This is a genomic window from Pseudomonas bharatica CSV86, assembly GCF_000319305.2.
Lineage (GTDB): Bacteria > Pseudomonadota > Gammaproteobacteria > Pseudomonadales > Pseudomonadaceae > Aquipseudomonas > Aquipseudomonas bharatica.
In genome coordinates, this window is record NZ_AMWJ02000001.1 from 1,411,396 (window position 1) to 1,436,597 (window position 25,202).

The 25,202-nt window shown below is 60.3% G+C and carries 13 protein-coding genes and 3 pseudogenes; 13 read left to right on the plus strand and 3 right to left on the minus strand.

The annotated features are described in order from the left end of the window. The first annotated feature begins 8 nt into the window (after positions 1-8). Positions 9-809 carry a dermonecrotic toxin domain-containing protein gene (locus tag CSV86_RS06230; RefSeq protein ID WP_170394467.1) on the plus strand — a complete coding sequence of 267 codons (801 nt, stop codon included), beginning with the start codon at positions 9-11 and terminating at the stop codon, positions 807-809. Next, positions 743-4,309 (plus strand): NEL-type E3 ubiquitin ligase domain-containing protein, encoded by a 3,567-nt coding sequence (locus CSV86_RS32985; protein WP_170394470.1) that lies wholly within the window; start codon positions 743-745, stop codon positions 4,307-4,309. The genes CSV86_RS06230 and CSV86_RS32985 overlap by 67 nt, the downstream gene beginning before the upstream one ends. Before the next feature lie 49 nt (positions 4,310-4,358). Here the strand turns inward: CSV86_RS32985 and CSV86_RS06240 are convergent, their stop codons facing one another. Continuing rightward, positions 4,359-7,673, minus strand: a complete 3,315-nt coding sequence (locus CSV86_RS06240; RefSeq protein ID WP_170394473.1) for a hypothetical protein — start codon at positions 7,671-7,673, stop codon at positions 4,359-4,361. Positions 7,674-7,812: 139 nt separating this feature from the next. Continuing rightward, on the minus strand, positions 7,813-9,030 hold the full coding sequence (locus CSV86_RS06245; RefSeq protein WP_170394476.1) for a hypothetical protein: 1,218 nt from the start codon (positions 9,028-9,030) through the stop codon (positions 7,813-7,815). Between the two features lie 280 nt (positions 9,031-9,310). Between CSV86_RS06245 and CSV86_RS06250 the strand changes: the two genes are divergently transcribed. The 10 genes and pseudogenes from CSV86_RS06250 to CSV86_RS06295 all read left to right on the plus strand — a co-directional run. Next, on the plus strand, positions 9,311-10,966 hold the full coding sequence (locus CSV86_RS06250) for an AMP-binding protein (RefSeq protein WP_009394653.1): 1,656 nt from the start codon (positions 9,311-9,313) through the stop codon (positions 10,964-10,966). A gap of 12 nt (positions 10,967-10,978) precedes the next feature. Then, positions 10,979-11,746 (plus strand): SDR family NAD(P)-dependent oxidoreductase, encoded by a 768-nt coding sequence (locus tag CSV86_RS06255; protein WP_009394654.1) that lies wholly within the window; start codon positions 10,979-10,981, stop codon positions 11,744-11,746. Positions 11,747-11,756: 10 nt separating this feature from the next. Next, a pseudogene (locus CSV86_RS06260) lies at positions 11,757-12,943 on the plus strand (acetyl-CoA C-acyltransferase). A gap of 8 nt (positions 12,944-12,951) precedes the next feature. Further along, positions 12,952-14,079 (plus strand): acyl-CoA dehydrogenase, encoded by a 1,128-nt coding sequence (locus CSV86_RS06265; protein WP_009394657.1) that lies wholly within the window; start codon positions 12,952-12,954, stop codon positions 14,077-14,079. Positions 14,080-14,091: 12 nt separating this feature from the next. Further along, entirely contained in the window at positions 14,092-14,865 is a 774-nt protein-coding gene (locus tag CSV86_RS06270) for an enoyl-CoA hydratase (protein ID WP_009394659.1), read from the plus strand. Positions 14,866-15,082: 217 nt separating this feature from the next. Beyond that, positions 15,083-19,639, plus strand: coding sequence for a dermonecrotic toxin domain-containing protein (locus tag CSV86_RS06275; RefSeq protein ID WP_009394660.1), 4,557 nt, complete (start codon positions 15,083-15,085; stop codon positions 19,637-19,639). Between the two features lie 182 nt (positions 19,640-19,821). After that, positions 19,822-21,342, plus strand: coding sequence for an acetaldehyde dehydrogenase ExaC (exaC, locus tag CSV86_RS06280; protein ID WP_009394661.1), 1,521 nt, complete (start codon positions 19,822-19,824; stop codon positions 21,340-21,342). Positions 21,343-21,471: 129 nt separating this feature from the next. Further along, positions 21,472-21,543, plus strand: a complete 72-nt coding sequence (pqqA, locus tag CSV86_RS06285; RefSeq protein WP_009394664.1) for a pyrroloquinoline quinone precursor peptide PqqA — start codon at positions 21,472-21,474, stop codon at positions 21,541-21,543. Between the two features lie 103 nt (positions 21,544-21,646). After that, a pseudogene (gene ercA, locus CSV86_RS06290) lies at positions 21,647-22,809 on the plus strand (alcohol dehydrogenase-like regulatory protein ErcA). Further along, positions 22,793-23,557, plus strand: a pseudogene (locus tag CSV86_RS06295) (PAS domain-containing protein); the annotation flags it as partial. The pseudogenes ercA and CSV86_RS06295, both read left to right, overlap by 17 nt. A 175-nt stretch (positions 23,558-23,732) precedes the next feature. Here CSV86_RS06295 and CSV86_RS06300 read toward each other — a convergent pair. After that, positions 23,733-24,047: an ArsR/SmtB family transcription factor gene (locus CSV86_RS06300; protein ID WP_000349485.1), complete on the minus strand. Its 315-nt coding sequence runs from the start codon at positions 24,045-24,047 to the stop codon at positions 23,733-23,735. Between the two features lie 141 nt (positions 24,048-24,188). On the opposite strand from CSV86_RS06300, the gene CSV86_RS06305 reads away from it, so the two are divergent. Next, complete coding sequence (locus CSV86_RS06305) at positions 24,189-25,193, plus strand: permease (RefSeq protein WP_040363373.1); 1,005 nt, start codon at positions 24,189-24,191, stop codon at positions 25,191-25,193. The last annotated feature ends 9 nt before the right edge of the window (positions 25,194-25,202 follow it).

Consider the following 25,202-nt stretch of genomic DNA (forward strand, 5'->3'; position numbering starts at 1 on the left):
CCTTGCCCATGAGTGAACTTACGCCGCCCCCGCCAATTGCAGCCGTCCAGCCCGACCTGGATGACGGTACGGAAATCAATCGGTTCATTTGTACTATTGCACCGCACTGGATCAAGTCCGCCACAGCGGAGCAACTTGATCATTTGCATGCGAGTCTTTCCCGATACCACTCCAGCCATGTGGCAATCGAGCAGTTGTTGTCTGCAATCGAACCGGCGGACACATTTGCAGTGTCACACTACGGCGCTCTTTTCAACGAGTTGCTCGGTCGGGATATCGATATTGCAAAGAGCGAATGGCTGGAGTTCGGGCTGCATGTGGAACAGCCACCAGTACGAATTACTGATGTCGATCTTCCAGGGTTTCGCCGGTATTCGAAATCGCAGGACCTCTTGCGTCGCCTGCTACAGGGTTTTGAAACTGCACAATGTGATGATTCGTTCTATTACCCGGGCTCCGGCGTGGTCGAGAACGGCGAACTCTTGCCGCTCGAACCGGAGCGGGTCGCTGCTCGCTGTCGTCAGGCAGATATCGGAAAACGCTATCTGGAACACATAGACGGTGTCATTTATCCCGTCGATCCCGATTCGCGATATCAACGGCTGGCGCTGTTATCCGGTGCTCAGCGCGACCTGTTCTTCGCCAACGCCTATTGCAGTTACCTGCAAGGCGAGCTGGATGAACACGCATTGAAGATGTGCCTGGACGTTGACTCGGGGTCACTGGGTTACGGGGAACTCCCGTGCGCTGTGTTTCTGTCGATGTCTTCGGCGTCCTGTTGGCCAATGCGCTGGTGTTCGAGGCCATAGGGGAACCCTTGTCTGGCGCTGTGCGCTGGTACAAGTCAGGCCTGGTACGGCAGGTGATTCTTTACTTGCCAGGGGATCGGCTACGGCCCTTCCGTCAATATGCATCGTGGTATGCACTGAGACATGCCTTGGGCGAGCAGTTGGCCGAGCCGGAATACCGACGGTGGTTCATTGGCCAGTTCCAGCGCGATCGTCAGTTGGATATAGCTGAAAGATTATCGGCGCAGGGCGCCACGCCCGAATTGGAAATCACTACCCGGGGCGTCGGCAGCAAGCTCTTCGATATTTTGGCGACGAGGCAAATATGGCGCATCAAGGCCGACGCCGCCGCCCTCATCGTCCCCGTTGCACTGCTAGACGACGCGGCCTATCGAAAAAAGGCAGAGCAACTGGAAAGTGCGGGCCTGGGGGCGTTGCAGCTATTGGGCTCGTTCATCCCTGGTGTGGGGGAGTTGATGCTGGTCGCGACGGTGAAAGACTTGCTGAGCCAAGTGTATGAAGGTGTGGAAGACTGGACCCATGGTGAGTGCACGCAAGCGCTGGATCATTTCATGGGGGCGCTGCGCACTGTTGCGGTTTCTGCGATCACCGGGGCGGCCGTTCATATCGTTGCCAGGCAACTTCCGGTCGGGCATTTGCAACATCTGATTCCTGTCATACGCCGGGATAATGTTCGGCGTCTATGGGCCAATCAAGCTGAACGGGCCGGTTCATCCAATTTCTTGCTCAATAGCAATGAACAAGAGGGTTGGTGGCGTTCCGAGGTGCATCCGCTGGAGTGGACCGGTGCCGCTCGAATGCTGTCGCGAGAGGACACTGACACCCAGGATCTGGGTGATGATCAGCTCAACGATCTGTTGAGGATTTCCGGGATTGACGAGTCCTATCTACGAGGTTGTCTCGTCGAGGAGCATTCGATCCCGGTGGAGTTGAGAGACTCGCTGGAGCGTTTTCAGGCCGACCGGCGAATAGACCGGTTACTGGACAACATTGCAGTGAGTGCAGAGCGGGCCCGTGAGTCCGATTCCGAGTTGTTCGAACGTGCTCGTCAGCTTTTAGAGCCATTGCCGGTTACGGTTGATGCCGTGTTTCAGAAGCGGCACCCGCTTTTCCAATCCCTGGTGAGCGAAACCAAGGGCGCCGCGGGCATGGGCCACGATGTTATGCGACGCGACTTTCCTGGTCTGCCGGATCGTTACGCCGACGTGCTCCTTGAACATATGAACGCTGCCGAACTGGAGCAACTGGAGTCGGGCTCGCGGATACCCTTGTCGACTGGGCAGCGTATTGTCCGGATGCTTCGCGGATTACGAGTGAAGCGGGCGCTCGAAGGTATCTACTTCAACAACTTTCATAATCCCGACAGTGTCCGGGTGATCTTTGCTGCCTGCAGCAATCTAGCCGAGTGGCCAAGAGAGTTGAGCCTGCACGTGAAGAGCGCGCCGGCGGCGAGCGGGGTGCTTTATTCCCAGTCGGGACAGTCGCCTGTGATTTCGATTCTCGTCCCGGAAGCAGGGCGAGTGCAGGTTGACAGAGGCACGCGCCTGGAGGCGTTCGACGATATTTACAAGGCGATCATCGATGTGTTGGGTACTGAACCTTGCAGCCGTTTGGGATGGAAAGACGGGAAACAGGCAAGACAACGTGTCACTGCAAAGGTGCTGGAGAAGCGGGAACTTGTATCAGGCTGGTTGAACCTCGCGCAGCAAACACCCGCTTTCCGGCCGGTTCTGCGGCTTGCCGACGGGCGCTTGGGGTATCCGCTCAGTGGAAGAGCACCGGCACGGATATCCCTGTTGGCGAGGATGGCGCGGTCTTTGTATCCGGGTTTCGATAATGACCAGATCCAGGCATTTCTTGATCAGACGGCTGCGCAGGGAGGAGACGTTTTCAGCCGGTTGCTGGATTACCAGGAGGACTATCGCCGGCTGGAGCAAGCGTTGCATGCCTGGCGAGAACAGGGGCAAGGTCTTGGAAAGCTGAAGCGCTCATGGATCATCAGGAAAATAAAGCGTTGCTGGCGAAGGCAAACCACGGCGATCCGTGATCATGGGGGGCGGATCCTTGGCTATTCCTTGAAGATCGACTCTCGGGAGTTCGATGGGCTGGGTGAGTTTCCCGAGGTCGACTTTTCCCATGTCATCGACCTGCGGATTCACAATGCACGGCTTTCCGATAACGCGGATCGGTTCCTCTCGTGTTTCAAATCGCTCAAGGTCCTTGTACTGGAGAGATGTGGCCTTGAACGAGTCCCGGCGGCCTTGCGTACCATGCGCAAATTGAAAGTGTTGAGCATGAGGCGCAACACGTTCGTATTGCAACCGGAGGAAAAGCAGATCATAGGTTCACTGAATGGACTGCAGACGCTAGACCTGACCGGGATCGATCTGAGCGTGGGACTGGACTTGCATGGGCTGACGGCGTTGGGGGTGATCCGGCTGCGTGATTGCAAATTGGGTGTGGTGCCGGAAAGCCTGATTAGCTTGCCGTTCCTAGAGTTTGCCGATCTGCGCGGAAATGGTATCCGGAGGATGCCGGGAGGTGAGAGTGGACTGTTGCCGAGAATCCAGAATGCCTTGTTGCTGAGTGATCAGGATAACGTGGGCCTGGATCATTGGTTCTATACCGCCCAGGATCAATTCCTGCGTTCTCTGGATGACACCCTTCGAGCATGCCTGAAGCCGTTCAAGGGGCAGGAAAGGTCGGATCGGGTCACGCTATGGAACAGCGTCGCGATGGAAGAGGGGGCGCGCGATTTCTTCGAAATTATCGCCAGGTTGAAGGACACGACTGACTTCAAGAATGCGCATTCCGATCTGTGCGGCCGTATCTGGTCCATGCTCACGAGCATGCACGAAGATACAGGTTTGCGCGAAGCCCTGTTCAACGTCGCCGCCCAGCCCGTCAGGTGCATTGACAGTGTTGCGAACGTATTCAGTGACCTCGAAGTAAGATGTCTGGTCTATCAAATCGGTTCTGCCGGAGGCGGGATACCCAAGCGTTTGGACATCACCCGACTCGTCCGTGGACTGTTTCGACTCGAGCAGCTTCAGAACATCGCCCGTGCCGATATGGTTGAACGATCACGTAGCGGCAAGGAGGTCGATGAAATCGAAATCAGCCTCGCCTATCGGATGGCGTTGAAAGAGCAGTTGCACCTGCCTGGCCAACCCGTGACTACAAAGTTCTCGGACCTGGTCAAATTGACCCCGGTGCAGGTGCAGCATGCCATCGAGCAAGTAACGCAGGCTGAAGCGAGCAATCGGTTTCCCGCCTTCGTCAATAATCTTGATTTCTGGCGGGAGTATTTGCGTAAAGAGTTCCCCGCACGATTCGAGCAGGTGGAGGATATCTACTGGCGAGAGCTGGAGCAGCTCGGCGCGCAGCAGTCGGTTCTGGCTGAAGGTGTTTACCTGCAAAAAATGAAAGAGCTGGGAAACCGGCGAGAAGAGCATTTGCGCAGGCTGGAAAGCGAGTTGACGGATAACGTGCTCTATTGAGGTCGATGTACCCGGTGGTTGCCACCGGGTACGCTGCGGTCGGTTCCTGTCACGCTGGCGGACTAACAATGTTCAATAGTTCGTCGTGGGCCGCGGGTTCGTCATCTTCGTGCAAACGCGTGACGGACTTGCCACTGGTCAGCACTTTCGAGGCTAACGATCCGGGGAGAAGGGACTGGGATTTCACCAGGACATTGCTCATGACGCCCGCCGCATCATAGACGCTTTTCCTTTCCAGTAATGGGCCGTAGGCCGCAAGGGTTGCAGGGTCTACCAGATAACAGCCGGAACCGGAGCCGGTCGACCTGACCATCAACTGGTATAACGAACGGTTTTCGGTCCCGCCGGCGGAGGGTGCGAGTAATGAGACGAATCGTTGTCTTAGAAGAGCAACTCCGCTTTGGCAGTACCAACCGGCGGATGACGACCTGAACCGTCGATACTGCTTGAGCAACTCTCGCTGGGAAATTTTGTAGCCTTTGGAGGATGCCAGGCTGACAAGCTTGATGCTGCTGATGAATCCCGAGGCTGGGTTCAAGGCCTCCAGCGTCGATCTCAAGGACACTTCAGCGAGCGTGGAGGGCTTGATGCTTCTGGAACCGGTGAGCAGCTTCGAGAGGTTTTTCGAAAAGGGAATGGCCAATAATATGGCTTCGGCATAAAGCCAGAAGGCGGCCGATGAAAAGTTATTGGGATCAAAGGCGGGTTTGGAGTTGATCAGTGATCGGATGTTCTCGACGAAAGGAACGAGGATATCCACGGTGTTGCTCAAGAGACCTTTTTTCCGGTCTTTTTCAAGCGAGGTTTCTCCCCAGGATAGTTGTTTCAATGTCTCTTTATCGCCCAGCAGCAGGTTATTGACCAGGGCATCAGTGATCGGGATGAACGGGGAACTGTCGTCGCCAGGCCCTTGCTGTGCGAGCGATGTGTGAACCAGGGGCTCGACAATCAGCGAAGACGAAGCGCCGGCATTGGGGCTGGTGCCCATAAGATACGCATGCCAGTCCACGGGAAGTGGTGTCCCTTCCCTGACCCAGATAGTAGCTGCACCCTTGGCGGTTCGGACCCTTCGTTCGACGAGCCTGCCGCCCACGGGGATCTGGACTTCTGCGGGCAAGGCCAGGCAAAGTCCTTGCAACGGGAGAAGCTGGAAATAAACCGTGGTTTTATGCTCCTTGATTTTCAACAGCACTCCGAATCGCCCCCTGAGGCAATTGGTCAGTCTGGGAGACTCCTGCTGGGCTTCAAGTTCCGGTACAGCGGTGCGCAGTGTGAAAATCTCGAAGTCACGCCGTTTGATAGCATTGATCATACGTTCCGGGAGTTGAAATAGCGCTTCCTCGGTTAGAACGCTGTACGCAGTCGATAGCGTTCTTGTGTAGTCATCGAACTTTTGTTCGAAAAGAGCATTCACATCTGCCAGCTCTGCGGCGCGTTTCTTGATTTGGTTATAGGCATCTTTTCGCAGGTTGTTGGCCTGCTTCAGCTCGGCGGAGTATTGACCAAGCGGCGGTTCGGCAACTGCCAGGGACCAGTCCTCAATGATTTCAGTTAGCGCTTCCGAGGCATAGACTTCATGAAACGGGTAGGCATGAATGGTTTCATGGCTCTGGTAGAGGCAGATGTTGGAAGTGTTCCATTCCTCCGTAGCGAAGACCCCGGGGTATCGAGGGAACACTCTTTGAATTTCCGCTCTGACAATCGACATGCGGTCGGGAATTTGACGTTTGACATCCACGAGTGCCTGCTTGACTTGAATTTTGCGCTCTTCGAATGCGGTGAGGGCATCCTTGGCCAACTGCTCGTCCAGGCTCGATTCTGAAAAAGAGACCTTTCCTTTACGGAACTTTGTCCAGAGCAAGGCAGGCAGCCATTGTTGCTGGATAATAAATTTTTCGGTCTCGCTGTCGGCAGGCTCCATGCGTAGTTCATCGGCGAGTGACAGAAGCTCGTTCGTGGTTTTATCTTGCGATGAGCCAGCTGCCAATGCTTCCGCCAGATAGACAGAGCTGACGTACTCTGTTGTGATCAAGAGGCCGCCGTGCTTGATGGAGCTGTCGCAGGTCAACAGTTCGGGCGCAATTCGGTTGGCCACGAACAGGCATATCATGTCGACGGCTTCAGCCGAAAGGTGGCCGAGGCTACGCACATGGTTTTTGAAATCGATATAAATATCTGAATAGGATTTGCCGTTATTTTGCTCTTTGTTCATATAGTAGCCAAGGAGCTTTTTGTTGACCTTGCTGGAGGGAGGGTCAAGATCAAGCAAAAGCGCATGGATGAGCAGGCTTGCATTTGCTACAACGGAGCCGGGGCGTCTGGAACTGCTGTACCAGTGCAGTGACTTGAGTATTCGCTCCGTCAATGTGTATGCCGCGGTGCTCGAAATCATCTTGTACAGAAAATAGAGCCATCTGTCGGTGTCTCTCCATGACAGGTTGTCTTCTCCAAGTATCTGGTTGCCGAGAAACTCAAAAAGCGTAGTGGCGCAATTGTTTTTTTTTAGGAAACTGGATACCACATTCCTGAGGGTGACATTTTCATCCTGATTCAAGAGTTTACTGGCGTCGATGAAGTCGCGTCTGAGGCCACAACCCACTCGTCCAATTTGCGTTTCAATAGCCTTGAGCAAGGCATCGGGCGGCGTGCTTGGAAGTGTTTGTAAGTAATACCCAGCAGCTTCCTGTAAGCCAATCTTCCCGTCACTGCACAGGGAGAGGCTGGATGAGGAAGCGGACTTCAAGCTTTCCAACGCGTCCTTCTGCATATTGTCGTTCAATGATGAACCGTCGAATGACCAGTCGAGATCATGGGAATGCTTTATTGTAAACGCCCCGGATTCATCATCTACACTGCAGTAAAAGAACGATGCGCCAGGCGCATTGGCCGGCGATAGTTTCGGGAGCAGGGTAAGGAAATCCTTCAGTGCTTGTGAGGTCTTCTTTGCCAGCAGCGTACCGGTGGACGGGCGGTAACGATAACTTGCAGTGTCCTTGACGGTCGGCAAAAGAGTACGGATTTCTTCCAGGTCGCGCTTTTCACCGAGGTAATAAGACGAGGCAGAAAGTTCGTCATGTTGCTGTAGCAAAGCGTTGATGATAGCCAGTGTTTCCCATTTCGTTAACCTGCTTTGCTCAAGTGAAAACGGCGATGTTCCCGTGTGAGGCTGTCTGTAGTGAAATACAAGCGCTGAGTAAAGGGATGGGCGTGGACGGAGGGTTACAGTATGCATCCTGTTCGCTAGGCGGATCAGAAGTTTTAGCTGCTTTTTCAATGATTCGTCATTGAAGTCTTTCGGAAGAAAGGTCGTTCTTCTGCTCTTGTTATCGATTTCCGACAGGGAGATTGAGCCTTTCGTAATCAACAGGCTGTTGATCGACAGGTTCCAGAGTCTTGTCAGGCGCCAGAAGTCGGGGGTGCGGTACAGGCCGAACAGTATAAGCTGGGCGCGTTCCCATTCCTTCTGAAGTTGCGAATTTGAGGGCCGTCGAAGTCAAGTTTCATCAGATCGGCCCGGGTGGCCTGGTTGTTGTCATAGACGGACCACAGGGCATCGACAAGGTGCTTGGATATCTCCGGTGGCAGGGTCCGATGGACAGGCGAGTTGAGGCGGTAAGTGTTTTTAGTTTTTTTTCTCCCCGCGTGAGCTGCTGCTTCAGCTGTGTTTCCAGCTGCTCCAGGGATTCATCGGTCCCCCAACCTGGAAGATGTATGGGATGAGCGATCGAATAGTAGTCTAGGAGACTGGAAAGTCGCATCGTGCCATCCGAAGAAAGGTCCGTATGGAGTTGCCTCGATAGCGTTCTGAGTGTGCCGATAATTTCCGATAGCGAGTGACTCGATAGCTGGGCGCCAGGTATCTCCAGTGGCGGGTTGTTATCAACGCGGGCTGCCTGCAAATTACCGTCGCTTGAGAATGACAGACGCCACGGGTCCAGGTCGGAGCGTTGGCAAAAATCCTGGAGTTCCTGGCGGCCTGAGAGCTTCAACAATGCCTGTCGTGCGAGCCTCAGGTTGTGTCCCAACTGCGAGCATGGTGAGGGCCTGAGCCGGGGGTCAAGCTCAGCAACATAGCGGATGGTCTTTTTTTTCAGATCATCGATCGAGTGAAGCGCAATCATCAGGTCAGGCTTTTCTCGGACCGGGTCTACAGGGTCGCTGGCGTCGACGACAAGTTCTGCCACTTTCTCCTCGAGTGACACTATCGCTCGGGATAGGTCAGCACGGGTGCGTAGTGCGATAACGGTGCCGCCCAAATAGCAGGTAATGGCGTTGGCGAGCGCAAGCTCGGAGTGGTAAGGATGAAGATCCTGAAGCGTACTGGTTGCCTCTATCAGGGCGCTAATACATTGCTTGGTTGTCTGGCTCTCTAGAAGGCTGTGTTGTGCGTCCTGAAGCATTCTGATGTCTTTGGTAGAAGAAACACCAGACAGTGCGCCTTTCGTTATATACAGTTTGCCAGGGGGTATGTCTTCCTTGTAGAGCACCTGCAGAAAGTCATCACGCCTCAAAAGCTCAAGGGCCATTGTATTGAGGGATCTGATTCTATGATGCAGTAACGAATTTTCTGTTGGTTGAAAAGGAGTGTCTGCGAGTTCGTGTGCTGGTGCCTGGCCCTTCATGGTCCATGCTCGCCATAGACAATCTATTATGGCGATCAGGTCTTTTATATCGCTAGCGTTGGTGTTTTTTCTGGTGTCGTTGAAGGTAATATTCGGCATCGTTCAGACCTCTTTATCCGAAAGTTTGAATACGATGCGGGATCTTATGCATAGGGCCACGCTCCGCTAGTTGGAAAATCTTCCGGCGCTGGTTTGAATATCCTCTGTAGATCCTGTTGTTAGGCTCTGTACGAAAAGCCCAGGCAAGGCAGGCCAGCGCACGAGTGGCCAAACCAGTCATTCACATTGACAGCTTTGACCATTGCCGCGCTGTGGCACCGGGGCGACTATTTCCAGACCTTCGAATTCCTTCCAAAAACAACAATGGGGAGTCTGGCGAATGCGTGAGTACAGCGCGGCAGTACGTTCTTTCAATTACCAGCAGACAGCCCGGGCGGCACTGGCAGGCAGTCTCGAGGCGCTCAACGCCTGCGTCGAGTGCTGCGACCGGCACGCCGATGGCGAGGCCGTCGCGCTGTACTGGGAGGGCCGCGACGGCCAGAGCGCCAGCTACCGTTTCGATGAATTGCGCGACCAGGCGGCGCGCTTCGCCAGCGTCCTCCAGGCCCAGGGCGTCGGCCCTGGCGATCGGGTCGCCGGGCTGCTGCCGCGCACCGTCGAGTTGCTGGTTACCGTACTGGCCACCTGGTGCCTGGGTGCGGTCTACCAGCCCCTGTTCACCGCGTTCGGACCCAAGGCGGTCGAACACCGCCTGCATGCGTCGGGGGCCAGGGTGGTGGTCACCGATGCGAACAACCGGGCCAAGCTGGACGAAGTCGAGCAGTGTCCCGCCATCATCTGCGTCAATGCCGCCCAGGGCAGTGGCGATGTGGATTTCCACGCTGCGCTGAATGCCACCACCCAGGCTTGCGACCCGGTATTGCTGCCCGGCGAAGCGCCGTTCCTGCTGATGTTCACCTCCGGCACCACCGGGCCGGCCAAGCCACTGGAAGTGCCGCTGCGCGCCATCGTTGCCTTCCAGGGTTATATGCGCGATGCCATCGACCTGCGTCCCGAGGACGCCTTCTGGAACCTTGCCGATCCGGGCTGGGCCTATGGCCTGTACTACGCGGTCACCGGGCCGTTGTCCCTGGGCCATGCCACGACATTCTTCGACGGGCCGTTCAGCGTCGAGAGCACCTGCCGGGTGATCGACAAATACCGCATTACCAACCTCGCCGGTTCGCCCACCGCCTATCGCATGCTGATCGCCGCCGGCGCGGCCTTCTCCGCGCCGATCAAGGGGCGCCTGCGGGTGGTCAGCAGCGCCGGCGAGCCGCTCAATCCGGAGGTGATCCGCTGGTTCCGCGACGAGTTGGAGGTAACCATTCATGACCACTACGGCCAGACCGAACTGGGCATGGTGCTGTGCAACCACCACGGCCTGGAACACAACGTTCATCCGGGATCGGCCGGTTATGCCGTGCCCGGTCACCGCATCGTCGTGCTTGGCGAGCAGCACGAGGAACTGCCGGCCGGCCAGCCGGGCATCCTCGCCGTGGATCGCGAGCAGTCGCCGCTGTGCTGGTTCGCTGGCTACCACGGCTTGCCGACCAAGGCCTTCGTCGGCAAGTACTACCTCAGCGGCGACACCGTCGAGCTGAACCCGGATGGCAGCATCAGCTTTGTCGGGCGCAGCGACGACGTGATCACCACCTCGGGCTATCGGGTCGGCCCCTTCGACGTCGAGAGCGCCTTGATCGAGCATCCGGCGGTGATCGAAGCGGCGGTGATCGGCAAGCCCGATCCGGAGCGCACCGAACTGATCAAGGCCTTCGTCGTACTCGGCGCCGGCCAGCAGGGTAGCGAAGAACTGGCCGAAGCCCTGCGCCAGCACGTACGCAAGCGCCTCTACGCCCACGCCTATCCCCGTGAAATCGAATTCGTCAGCGAGCTGCCCAAGACCCCGAGCGGCAAGCTGCAGCGTTTCATCCTGCGCAGCCAGGAAATCGCCCTTCAACAAGCGGCGCAACAAGCCCACAAGGCCAGCGCCTGAGGAAAGCCAAGCATGCAAATCGCCAATCACAACTTCATCGTCACCGGCGCCGCCTCCGGGCTGGGTGCGGCCACCGCTGAAATGCTCATCCAGGCCGGCGCCCGGGTAATGCTGGTGGACCTCAATGCCGAGGCCGTCGCCGCCAGGGCCGCCAGCCTTGGCGAGCAGGCCCGGCATGCGGTAGCCGATATCAGCCAGGAAGGCGCGGCCAAGGCCGCCGTGGATGCTGCGCTCGCCGCCTTCGGCAGCCTGCACGGGCTGGTCAACTGCGCCGGGATCGTCGGTGCCGAGAAAGTCCTGGGCCGCAACGGTCCCCATGGCCTGGACAGCTTCGCCCGGGTCATCAACGTCAACCTGATCGGCAGCTTCAACATGCTGCGCCTGGCAGCGGCGGCCATGGCCGAAGGCGCGCCGTCGGAGGAGGGCGAGCGCGGGGTGATCATCAACACTGCATCCATCGCCGCCTTCGACGGCCAGATCGGCCAGGCCGCCTATGCCGCCTCCAAAGGCGCCGTCGCCAGCCTGACCCTGCCTGCCGCGCGGGAACTGGCGCGCTTCGGCATCCGTGTGATGACCATTGCCCCGGGCATCTTCGAAACCCCGATGATGGCCGGGATGACCGAGGAGGTCCGTGCCTCGCTGTCCGCCGGGGTACCGTTCCCGCCCCGCCTGGGCCGCCCGGCCGAGTACGCTGCGCTGGCCCGCCACATCATTGAAAACAGCATGCTCAACGGCGAGACCATCCGTCTCGACGGCGCTCTGCGCATGGCTGCGAAATAAGGAGTCGAACATGAACCAGGATCCGATCGTCATCGTCAGCGCCGTGCGCACCCCGATGGGTGGCCTGCAGGGCGACCTCAAGAGCCTGACCGCGCCGCAATTGGGCGCCGCGGCGATCCGCGCCGCCGTCGAGCGTGCCGGCATCCAGCCCGGCAGCGTCGAGCAGGTGCTGTTCGGCTGCGTACTGCCTGCCGGCCTTGGCCAGGCCCCGGCGCGTCAAGCGGCACTGGGTGCCGGGCTGGACAAGGGCACCACCTGCACCACCTTGAACAAGATGTGCGGCTCCGGCATGCAGGCGGCGATCATGGCCCACGACCTGCTGCTGGCCGGCAGCGCCGAGGTGGTTGTCGCCGGCGGCATGGAAAGCATGTCCAACGCCCCGTACCTGCTGGACAAGGCCCGCAGCGGTTATCGCATGGGCCACGGCAGGATCATCGACCATATGTTCCTCGACGGTCTCGAAGATGCCTACGACAAGGGTCGCCTGATGGGCACCTTCGCCGAGGACTGTGCCGAGGCCAACGACTTCAGCCGCCAGGCACAGGACGATTTCGCCATCGCCTCCCTGACCCGCGCCCAGCAGGCGATCAAGGACGGCAGTTTCGCCGCGGAGATCGTTCCGGTAGAGGTCACGGTGGGCAAGGACAAGGTGCTGATCAGCGATGACGAGCAGCCGCCCAAGGCGCGCCTGGACAAGATCGCGCAACTCAAGCCGGCGTTCCGCGACGGGGCACCGTGACCGCGGCCAACTCCAGCTCGATCTCCGACGGCGCCGCGGCGCTGGTGCTGATGCGCCGTTCCCGCGCCGAGGCGCTGGGCCTCAAGCCGCTGGCGGTCATCCATGGTCACGCCGCCTTCGCCGACACGCCGTCGCTTTACCCCACCGCGCCGATCGGTGCTATCGAGAAGCTGCTCGCACGCACCGGCTGGGACGTGGGCGATGTCGATCTGTTCGAGATCAACGAAGCCTTTGCCGTGGTGACCCTGGTTGCGATGAAGACGCTCGGGCTGCCACACGAGAAGGTCAACGTCCACGGCGGTGCCTGCGCCCTTGGCCATCCGATCGGCGCGTCCGGCGCGCGGATCCTGGTGACCTTGCTGTCCGCCCTGCGCCAGAAAGGCAAGCGCCGCGGTGTGGCGGCGATCTGCATCGGTGGTGGCGAGGCCACGGCCATGGCTGTCGAGATCCTGGACTGAGGTGCGCCATGCTGGTTAACGACGAGCAACAACAGATCGCCGATGCTGCCCGGCAGTTCGCCCAGGAGCGCCTGCGGCCATTCGCCGAGCAATGGAGCCGCGAGCATCGTTTTCCGAAGGAGGCGATGGCCGAGATGGCCGACATGGGCTTCTTCGGCATGCTGGTGCCGGAGCAGTGGGGCGGTTGCGATACCGGCTACCTGTCCTACGCCATGGCCCTGGAGGAAGTCGCCGCCGGTGACGGCGCCTGCTCCACCATCATGAGCGTGCACAACTCGGTGGGCTGCGTGCCGATCCTCAAGTTCGGCAACGAGCAGCAGAAGCAGCGGTTCCTCACTCCGCTGGCGAGCGGTGCCATGCTCGGCGCCTTCGCCCTTACCGAACCCCAGGCCGGCTCGGATGCCAGCAGCCTGAAGACCCGCGCCCGTCGCGACGGCGACCACTACGTGATCAACGGCTGCAAGCAGTTCATCACCTCCGGCAGCAATGCCGGGCTGGTGATCGTCTTTGCCGTTACCGATCCGGCCGCGGGCAAGCGCGGGATCACCGCCTTCCTGGTTCCCACCGACAGCCCCGGCTACCAGGTCGCGAGGGTCGAGGACAAGCTCGGCCAGCACGCGTCGGACACCTGCCAGATTGTCTTCGACGAGGTGCGGGTGCCGTTGGCCAATCGCCTGGGCGAGGAGGGCGAAGGCTACAAGATCGCCCTGGCCAACCTGGAGGGCGGTCGCATCGGCATTGCCGCGCAGTCGGTGGGCATGGCCCGCGCCGCTTTCGAGGTGGCCCGGGACTATGCCCGCGAGCGCGAGAGCTTCGGCAAGCCGCTGATCGAGCACCAGGCCGTGGCCTTCCGCCTGGCCGACATGGCCACCCGGATTGCCGTGGCGCGGCAGATGGTGCATCACGCGGCCGCCCTGCGCGATGCCGGTCGGGCGGCGCTGGTCGAAGCGTCCATGGCCAAGCTTTTCGCCTCGGAAATGGCCGAAAAGGTCTGTTCGGATGCCTTGCAGACCCTCGGCGGATATGGCTATCTGAGCGACTTTCCGCTGGAGCGGATCTACCGCGATGTGCGGGTCTGCCAGATCTACGAAGGCACCAGCGACATTCAGCGCATGGTGATTGCGCGCAATCTTTGAAGGGAGCAGCTCATGACATTCGAAACCATCCTCGTCGAAACCCGTGGCAAGGTCGGCCTGATTACCCTGAACCGGCCCCAGGCGCTGAACGCCCTGAACCGCCAGATCATCGGCGAGCTGAACCAGGCGCTGGACGCCTACGAGGCCGATGCCAATATCGGTTGCATCGTCCTCACCGGCTCGGCCAAGGCCTTTGCCGCCGGCGCCGACATCAAGGAAATGGCCGAGCTGACCTACCCGCAGATCTACCTCGACGACCTGTTCAGCGACAGTGACCGCGTGGCCAACCGGCGCAAGCCGATCATCGCGGCGGTGTCCGGCTTTGCCCTGGGTGGCGGCTGCGAACTGGCGCTGATGTGCGACTTCATCCTTGCCGCCGACAACGCCAAGTTCGGCCAACCGGAGATCAACCTCGGCGTGCTGCCGGGCATGGGCGGCACCCAGCGCCTGACCCGCGCAGTAGGCAAGGCCAAGGCCATGGAACTGTGCCTGACCGGCCGCCTGATGGGCGCCGAGGAAGCCGAGCGGGCTGGCGTGGTGGCGCGGATCGTGCCCCAGGCCGAGCTGCTGGACGAAGCGCTGAAAGTGGCGGCGGTGATTGCCAGCAAGTCGGTACCGGTGTCGATGATGGTCAAGGAGTCGGTGAACCGCGCCTTCGAAGTAAGCCTGTCGGAAGGCGTGCGCTTCGAGCGCCGGGTATTCCACGCGGCGTTCGCCACCGAGGACCAGAAGGAAGGCATGGCGGCGTTCATTGCCAAGCGTGAGGCGCAGTTCAAGGACCGTTGATTTCCGCTGAAAGTACCGGCGATGAGGTCGGCACTGCCAACGTTGTTGTCAGATAGGGCCTCATCGCTGGCAAGCCAGCTCCCAGGGATAGCGCATGTGGGAGCTGGCTTGCCAGCGATGAGGCCATCAGCCGCAACCACCCAAGCAAGATCTACCACCGTCATGCCAATGCATACGATTGAAATGCTGCTTCCCTCCAGCCCAAGGAAGCGCACCCATGACCCCAACCCCATCACCCCTCGGCCAACTGGCCCTGAACTCCCCCCTCTGCGGCCCCATCGCCCAGCGTTTCGCCCGGCGTCCCTCGCTGCGTGACGTGGCCTGGTGCCTGATCTTCGAGCAGGCCTACCTGCGCGGATTCGCCGAGCCCGACCCCTCGGCGCTGTTGTTGTACCGGACAGATGCCAAGGGCAGCGAACAGGTCGAGGACCTGGCCGATGTTCTGATCGAGTGCTTCTGCACTGGCGCCTTGCTCAGCCTCGACGCCGACAGCGATTACCTGAGCTTCTACAAGGGCGCGGAAACCCCGTTCCGCAGCAAGGTCGAAGTTGCCGATATCCAGGCGCTGATCAACGAAAGCGCGCGGTACCTGCTGTCCACTTACCAACAGGCGCTGTACGAGTACTGGAACTTCAGCCGCGACGGCGAGGGGAGTCCGTTGTTGTGGATGGCTGGCCATCTGCAGCAGCAATGCCAGGAAGTCGTAGAGGAACTGTTCCGCAATGGTGGCCTGGACAGCCTTGAGGCAGCGACCGCAAGGACCATCGTCAACTTCCCGCGAGCGCAGGACCGGGCGCTATTGCACAACCTGGTCGAAGTGAAAATCAGCCTGCTCGCGCAGGTTCTGTGCGTCGAACAGGGCCTGGATCCGGAACTGGCCAGTGCGATCCTGCTGGAGCGCGAAGTCAGCCAGTTGCAGCGCAAGATGGCCCTGGTTTTCAGCCTGAGCGGATCCATCTATCGCTTCGAGTCGCGTACGGCCCTGCGTGGCTCGCTGGTCAATCGCTGTCCTGACAGAAAAGGGCCGCAGGTTTTGCACCAGTACACGGCACCTGGCTCGGTGTTCGTGTCCCAGGCCCTGCTGTTGCGCGAGCAGCAGCAGGATCTTGTCGCCGCATTGGCACACCTGCCGGCGCTGCCGGGCATGAGTGCCGGCCAGTCGCTGCAACTGCGTCTGGATGAAGCCAGCTCGCTGCTCGGCATCTGCCAGGCCAACCAGCGCGAGATGCGCCAGCGCTTGCGCCTGCAATTGCCGGACTGGCTGGCCAAGGCCAGCGAGGATCAGCGCCGTGATTACGCCGGGCGCCTGCTGCGCATGGCATGGCTGCGGCAGGATGAGGAGGAAAAATCCTTCCTCGACGGCGTGCCCGACGCTTTCGATTTCGCCCGCCAGCAGTTGCATGACGCCATGCTCACTGACCATCCCCATGATCCGTTACCGGATCTGGATGACCTGGAACTGGTCAACAGGCAGGTGACCGGGGCCGCTGGCGGCAGTGGTGGCAGCGTGGTGCCCCAGGGCGAGGAAAAGATCGTGCGGCTGACGCCGATGCAGTTCGCCCTGGCCAACCTGGCGGTGTTGCAGGCCGGCACCGTGAGCCTGCACAGCCTCAGTGGGGCGAAGTTGCCGCAGTGGCTGACGGTGGATTATCTCAAGGGCCTGGTGACGCGCCTGGATGTGGGAGGACACTATCCCGAGCTGCTGCAGCGTGTCTTGCTCGACGATGCCGACGAGCGCAGGCCGCGCCAGCAACGCTTTATCCAGCAGATCTGCGAGCAAATGCCACTGCTAGCGCTGGAAACCCGTCTGCGTGATCCGGCATCGCTCAGCGCGCAGAGCGTCAAGCGGGTGGACAGCCTGTTCCGGCCCGAACTGCCGTCCGCGGCCCAGGTGGCGCTGCGGCCGCTGTCGTTCATCGCTCGTTCCGGTGCCACGCCTGATGTCGCTGCCAATGCCTGGCTGATCGAGGCGCCGACCATCGGCGAAGGCCCTTGCCTGTTGTATCGCCCCTTGCACCGTGAGCCGTTGCGCGAGTACGCCAGCCGCGCGGAGTTCTTCAAGGCCCTGTGCGCAGCGGGAGCCCTGCAGGACGACATTCTCGAGCGTCTGGCGCCGGCGCGCCGAGCGGTCTACGCCCATGGCGGTTTTGCCGAACCGCACATCGTGCGCTTCTTCCCTGGTGACGAGTTCTCCATCATCAGCGTGCCGGCGCTGGCCAAGCTGGGCGAGGCGGCGCTGCACGGCAATGTCCCTGAGCAGCTGTATCAATCCTGCGCCCAGGAACTGATTGCCCGGGCGCAGCGGGAAACCCTGTCTACCAGCGAAAGTCGCTGGCTGGGCTACCAGGAGCTGGGCTGGCTGATGCTGAACACCATTTTGCCGTTCTTCAATGGGCCACTGGTCAAGGCGGCCTGGATGCTGCCGCTGTTTTCCAGCCTGCGTGGGGTACTGGCGCAGGACAAGAGCGCCGGCCAGCCCGGTGACCTGCAGCAATTGCTCCTGAGCCTGGCGTTGCTGCTGCTGCTGCCGGAAAGCGAACCCGGCCTGCCAGGCGACACCACGACAGCCCCGGACCGGGACAGCGAGGCGGTGAGCATCGAGCCGAGCAAGACCGAGCTGCCGCAGGCGCCCCGCTGGTCGCGTTTCGGCTGGGGAAGCACCGACCTGACCGTGGCCCAGCGCGAGGCACTGTCCGGTTTTCGCAGCGAGGTCAGTGTGGACGAGCTCGGTACGCCGATAGGGCCGGGACCCCATCATGGGCTTTATCAATACCAGCAGCAGTGGCTGGGCCTGATCGACGGGATGATCTATCGGTTGTCCTTCACCGAGGATGGGCCGCGCCTGATCGATGCCGCCGGCAAGCTCGGCCCCTGGGTTCGCAGCGACGCCGGTGGGAACTGGCGGCTGGACTTCGGCCTGCGCCTGCGCGGCGGCATGCCGGTCAACCGGCGCATCGCGCAACTGCGTGAGAGCAACCGCCAGCGCGCTGTCCAGCTCGAAGAGAACCACGCCCGCCTGCTCGGACAGCGGGTCAGCCTTTCCGAGCAGGTCCAGGCAGACCTGGACGAAGCGGCGCGCCAACAGTATCCGGCCAAGGAGCATCTGCAGGTCTATCACGACCATCTTGTCCAGCTTGACGCTGTGCTGGTGTCGTTCGACGACAATCTGCGCCAGTTGCAGCAGTTGAAGCCGCAGCCGGAATTCAAGCGCATGCATGCGCGCAACCTCTACGATCGTGCCGGCACCCAGGCGCAACTGGCCTATGTCCTGCACGCCCGGTTCAGCGACAACCACGCGATCATGCGGCAGATGCGCCCGGCAAGCTCGCCACAGGAAGAGCAATCGCCAGAACACGTGGAACAGCTCAAGCGCATGATGGAAGCGTGTCGCAAGTCCCAGGAGGAAGTCGATGGCATTCTTGCCTGTCATGCCGTGATCGTCGACATGCGCAAGCAACTGCGCGACATCCTGCCCGGCGGACCGCAATTGGCGGACCAAACCCACGATCTTCTGACCAGCGAGCCAAGCCTGCGGGCATGGACGTCGGTAGACCTGAGCCTGCGTGCCGCGACCATTCTCGATATCGAAAAAAGCAGCGACTACAAGGTGCTCTACCGTGGCCTGCTGGCGGCGCGGACCGGTCTGAGCATGCGCGATGAGCTGGATGTGAAAGGCGCCTTCAGCGAGTCCGAGGAGGTGGAGGTGCTCGATAGCGTGGTCAGTCGCCTCGGCCACGCCCTCGATACTTCCCGTCTGTATCAGACTTTGCCGCGAGGCGCCGGCGCAGCGCAATTACTCCAGGCATTCATCGACAGTCTGGAAAGACTGCATCGCGAGGCCCAGGCGGAACTGGCCGCGCGCCTGCAACTGCTGCCTGGTCGAAGTGAGGCCATGCCCAGGCCAACGCCAGTCAAGCGCAAACAGGTGCTGATCCGCACCCGCAACCGTGGCGTCGTGGTGGGATCGCGGCGCAAGGCCCAAGGCGACCGTCCGGAAACCGTGGTGGTGGTCGATCCTATCGACAACAGCGAGCTGGCCAGCTATGAGGAGAGTTCCGAGCCAGGTGTCTGGCAGCCTGTGGTGGAAACCCACAGCGAGCCGCCGGCACCGACCCCGGCCGGCCTGGCTACGCTGATCAAGCGCTCCACGCCGTTGCTCAACAATGCCGAGCGTTGTATCGCCAAGGTGCGCAGCCAGGCGAAGACTGCGGCCGTCGGTGTCGATATCGAGGACATCCTGATCCAGGAAGCGCGCCCGCTGGATGCCCTGGTCCAGCAGATACAGAATGCGCTTACCCGGGAAAACGCCACGGATGACTCTAGCAACGGCCTCGACGCCGCGCGCCAGTCCGCGGCGCTGACCGCCAAGGCGCAACTGATGCGTGACGAGGGCCGGCGCCTGCGGGTGGAGATCCTCAAGAAGCAGGCACCGACGGTGGGGCAGGTGGCCTGGCTGCTGGAGCAGCAGGAAATCAGCATTGCGCGGGAAGGCGAGCGGATCGCGCTGGCCAGGCGCAAGGGCTTTCGCCAAGACTACCTGCAGGAATTCGTGGTCAATGACAAGGACGGAAAGCCGCTGTGGTACGCGCATTTCCACTACGCCAGCGCCGATGCCCAGGTCGGTGACTTCACCGCGGCGCACCTGAAGACCCGCGAGCAGCGTTATGACCGTGGACCGCAGGTGGTGGCATCGCAGAGCAACCAGGCGATCATCGAGGTGTATCGCAGCCGGATCGACAAGAGCAGTGCGCAGAAGTTGTTCCTGAGCCTCTGAGCTTGACTCATCGCTGTCCCCGTAGGAGCGTGGCTTGTCGGGTCGCCGAACCGCCACGCTCCTACGACCAAATGACTAGCCCATCCCTGCCAAGTGCTGATTCGTTGCTCCGCCGCGCCTGACTAAGATCCAGTCACTGCCCGTCATCCACGGCGGGCGCCGCTCAGCAGAGGCCCTGAACCATGATCTACGCAGCTCCCGGCAGCCCGGATGCCATCGTTTCCTTCAAACCCCGCTACGGCAACTACATCGGCGGCGAGTTCGTCCAGCCGCTGAGCGGCCAATACTTCAGCAACACCTCGCCGGTCAACGGCCAACTGATTGCCGAATTCCCCCGCTCCAACGCCCAGGACATCGACAAGGCACTGGACGCTGCCCATGCCGCTGCCGACGCGTGGGGCCGCACCTCCGTACAGGACCGTTCCAACATCCTGTTGAAGATCGCCGACCGCATCGAACAGAACCTCGAAGTCCTGGCCCTGGCCGAGACCTGGGACAACGGCAAGGCCATCCGCGAAACCCTCAACGCCGATGTGCCCCTGGCTGCCGATCATTTCCGCTATTTCGCCGGTTGCATCCGCGCCCAGGAAGGCAGCGCCGCCGAGATCAACGACAACACCGCTGCCTATCACTTCCATGAGCCGCTGGGCGTGGTCGGGCAGATCATCCCGTGGAACTTCCCGCTGCTGATGGCTGCGTGGAAACTCGCCCCGGCCCTGGCCGCCGGCAACTGCATCGTGCTCAAGCCGGCCGAACAGACGCCGCTGTCGATCACCGTGTTCATCGAGCTGGTCGGCGACCTGTTGCCGCCAGGCGTGCTGAACATCGTCCAGGGCTTCGGTCGTGAAGCCGGCGAGGCCCTGGCCACCAGCAAGCGCATCGCCAAGATCGCCTTCACCGGTTCCACTCCGGTGGGCTCGCACATCATGAAATGCGCAGCGGAGAACATCATCCCGTCCACCGTCGAGCTGGGCGGCAAGTCGCCGAACATCTTCTTCGAAGACATCATGCAGGCCGAGCCGTCGTTCATCGAAAAGGCCGCCGAAGGCCTGGTCCTGGCCTTCTTCAACCAGGGCGAAGTGTGCACCTGCCCGTCCCGTGCGCTGGTCCAGGAATCCATCTACCCGCAGTTCATGCAGGAGGTGTTGAAGAAGGTGAAGCAGATCAAGCGCGGCAACCCGCTGGACACCGAAACCATGGTCGGCGCCCAGGCGTCCGAGCAGCAGTACGACAAGATCCTGTCCTACCTGCAGATCGCCCGCGACGAAGGCGCCGAGATCCTCACCGGCGGCAACGCCGAGCAGCTGGCCGGCGACCTGTCCAGCGGCTACTACATCCAGCCGACCCTGCTCAAGGGCCACAACGGCATGCGTGTGTTCCAGGAAGAGATCTTCGGCCCTGTGGTCGGCGTCACCACCTTCAAGGACGAAGCCGAAGCCCTGGCCATCGCCAACGATACCGAGTTCGGCCTCGGTGCCGGCGTCTGGACCCGCGACATCAACCGTGCCTACCGCATGGGCCGCGCAATCAAGGCCGGTCGCGTCTGGACCAACTGCTACCACCTGTACCCGGCCCATGCCGCGTTCGGTGGCTACAAGAAATCCGGTGTCGGTCGCGAGACCCATAAGATGATGCTCGACCACTACCAGCAGACCAAGAACCTGCTGGTCAGCTACGACGTCAACCCGCTGGGCTTCTTCTAAGCCCGACAAGCCAGGCTCCAAGCCACTGCGGTTGTGGCAAGACTGTTCCAAAGTAGTATTCGACCCGCACCGGAAACGGTGTATCACTAGACGCACCGCCAGCCTGCGGTGCCAGAAGAGGATGGACCTATGTGGAAAAAGCCTGCGTTCACTGATCTGCGTATCGGTTTCGAAGTGACCATGTACTTCGCTAACCGTTGATCCTCCTGGCGCCGGCCGGCTCTCGAGACGGCCGGCGCCGCCTTTGCCTTACCCTCTCTTTGCTTTAGGCTGGCGCTAACTTAAAAAAACAAGAAGGCGTTGCATGAGCCCGAATCTGAGCCAGTTGCGCAAGTTCGTCTCCCCCGAAATCATCTTTGGTGCCGGCTGCCGCCATCACGTCGCCAATTACGCACGGACCTTCGGCGCGCGCAAGGTGCTGCTGGTCAGCGACCCCGGCGTCATCGCCGCCGGCTGGGTCGCGGATGTCGAGGCCAGTCTGCAGGCCCAGGGCATCGATTACGTGCTGTATAGCCAGGTGTCGCCCAACCCGCGGGTGGAAGAGGTGATGGACGGCGCCGAGCGCTACCGCGCCGAGCAGTGCGACGTGATCGTCGCCGTTGGCGGCGGCAGCCCCATGGACTGCGCCAAGGGCATCGGTATCGTGGTCGCCCATGGCCGGCACATCCTCGAGTTCGAAGGGGTCGACACCATCCGCGTGCCCAGCCCGCCGTTGATCCTGATCCCGACCACAGCCGGCACGTCGGCGGACGTTTCGCAGTTCGTGATCATTTCCAACCAGCAGGAACGCATGAAGTTCTCCATCGTCAGCAAGGCGGTGGTGCCCGATGTGTCGCTGATCGACCCGGAAACCACCCTGAGCATGGACCCGTTCCTCTCCGCCTGTACCGGCATCGATGCGCTGGTGCACGCCATCGAGGCGTTCGTCTCCACCGGCCACGGGCCGTTGACCGATACCCACGCCCTGGAAGCCATGCGCCTGATAGACGGCAACCTGGTGCAGATGATCGCCAACCCTTCGGACATCGCCCTGCGCGAGTCGATCATGCTCGGCAGCATGCAGGCCGGGCTGGCGTTCTCCAATGCGATCCTCGGCGCGGTGCATGCGATGTCTCACAGCCTCGGCGGCTTCCTCGACCTGCCCCATGGATTGTGCAATGCGGTGCTGGTGGAGCACGTGGTGGCGTTCAACTACAGTGCGGCGCCGGAGCGCTTCAAGGTGATCGCCGAAACCTTTGGCATCGATTGCCGCGGCCTCACCCATAACCAGATCCGCCAGCGCCTGGTCGAGCACCTGATCGCCCTGAAGCGGGCCGTGGGCTTCCATGAAACCCTGGCCTGCATGGCGTCAGCGGCAGCGATATTCCATTCCTTTCGCAACACGCCATGGACGACCCGTGCATCCTCACCAACCCTCGTGCCTCGAGCCAGCGTGATGTCGAGGTGGTCTATGGCGAGGCCCTCTGAGCCGGGCTCCGACGCCCTGGCCGGATTGCTCGGGCTGAGCAACCACACGGTCCGCAAGAGCCACTACCCGGAGCTGGCGGCGCGCCTCGACGAGCTGGAAACCGAGCGCAACCGTTACACCTGGCTGTTCGAGCATGCCGTGCACGGGATTTTCCAGGCCAGCCTGGAAGACGGCCTGCGCGCGGCCAACCCGGCCATGGCGCGGATGCTGGGCTACGCCGATCCGCAGCAGTTGCTGCTGGCGCGCACCGACCTGGCCGGGCATCTGTTCATTGGCGGCCAGCAGGAACTGCTGCACATCGCCGAGCAACTGCAGCGCGAGCGGGCGCTGCTGGGGTACGAGACCCGCTTGCAACGCAAGGACGGCAGCGCCATCGATGTGCTGATGAACCTGCTCCTGCGTCCGGACGAAGAGGGCGTAGTCGAGGGTTTCGTCGCCGATATCACCGAGCGCAAGCTCAGCCAGGAACGCCTGCAACAGCTCAATGACGAACTGGAGCAGCGCGTTGCCGAGCGCACCAACCAGTTGATCGAGGCCCGGGATGCTGCCCAGGCCGCCAACCGCAGCAAGGACAAGTATCTGGCTGCGGCCAGTCACGACCTGCTGCAGCCATTGAATGCGGCGCGGCTGCTGATTTCCACGTTGCGCGAGCGCAGCCTGCCGGCTGCCGAGCACGTGCTGGTGGAACGCGCGCACCAGGCGCTGGAGGGCGCGGAAGACCTGCTGACCGATCTGCTGGATATTTCGGGTATCCGGAATTTCTGGTTGATAAAATGCCAAAGATGTAAAGAAGAAAATCTTTCTCAGCGGATTATCTGATTGATCCTCTTCAGCCTACTCTACTGCCAATTTTCTGTTTCCACCTTCGCCTGAGTCTTCATAGCGATGCTGACTAGGGAGGACAGCGAGAGCTGGGCAAGCGTCAAAGCGGTTCTGGTTCATGCGCAATCCGGACACCTGCACAACATTCCTCTTGTAAGAAACCGATCAAATTCTCTAGGTGCCCATACTCGGGTATACAGACAATCGTGCGGCTATGTTTCTCCTGCCGGATCAGCCCTACCTTGGCCATGCGCGCAAGGTGATGTGATAGCGTCGAAGCAGGAATACCCAGCCCCTTCTGGATATCTCCGACCGAAGCCCCATCATGGCCAGCTTTGACCAGAAAGCGGAACACGGACAGTCGGTGACTATTCCCTAGCTCAGCTAAGCTGGCTGCAACCTTTTCGTGATCCATAGCACGCCCCAATAATTCGATGTTTCTAGAATTATAGTTGACAGGTCGGATAAACGCAAGTAGGCTGCGTACATCATTTCGACAATACTAGAAATATAGGAGTAATATTGAATGTCATCTCAACTCCAAGACGCTCTAGGCATGTTCGCCTTTCTCGCTATCGAGCTATCGGTTTTATTCATTGGCATTAGCTTGCTGGTCGGAGTTCTTCAACGTCACATCCCACCATCCAAGGTGGAAGCGTTACTGACTTCCAGTGGGAAGCGAGGCTATTTTCTTGCTGCTGGTTTAGGAGCTATAACGCCCTTCTGTAGTTGCTCGACTATCCCCATGTTGAAAGGGTTGATTCGGGCACGGGCCGGTTTTGGGCCGATGATGGTGTTTCTTTTCTCATCTCCGTTGCTGAATCCTATCGTCGTCGGCCTGCTGGTTGCCACGTTTGGATGGACACTTACTGCTATCTATGTGCTCGCCGCTTTGGTGGTCGCGGTAGGTGCCGGATGGCTGCTTCACACGCTTGGCTTCGAGCGTTATGTGCGCCGGACGGCGACACAAGAGAGCAGTGGATGTAGTTCATCAGCAAGCCCGTGCAGTGCTACATCGACCGCATCGAGTTGCGGCACCAACAGCTGCGACACCACTCCGAAGACGGCTTCTTGCGGGGCTGATAGGAAGACAACAGTCTCTACGTCTAGCGAATGCTGTGACAGTCAACCCACTGTCACGGTTAAGAAAGAAGGGAAGTACAGTGGTGTGTGGCGGGAAGCTTGGTCGGACTTTATCGATGTGTTGCCTTACCTGCTCATCGGTATTGCGATTGGCAGCGTGATCTATGGTTTCATGCCCACTGACTTATTGGAGCAGTATGCAGGCCCAGATAATCCCTTTGCCATTCCAGTTGCCGCTGTCATCGGCGTGCCGTTGTATATTCGCGCTGAAGCCGTCATACCTCTGGCAGCGGCTCTGATGGCCAAAGGCGTGGGTGCCGGGACGGTGCTAGCGTTGATCATCGGCAGTGCCGGAGCCAGCCTGACTGAGCTCATTCTGTTGCGCTCTTTGTTCACGCTGAAGCTTTTAGCGGCGTTTTTAGCAGTCATTTTTGCTATGGCGATGATTGCCGGTTACGCCACCTACCTGTTTTTCTGATCAAGGCGG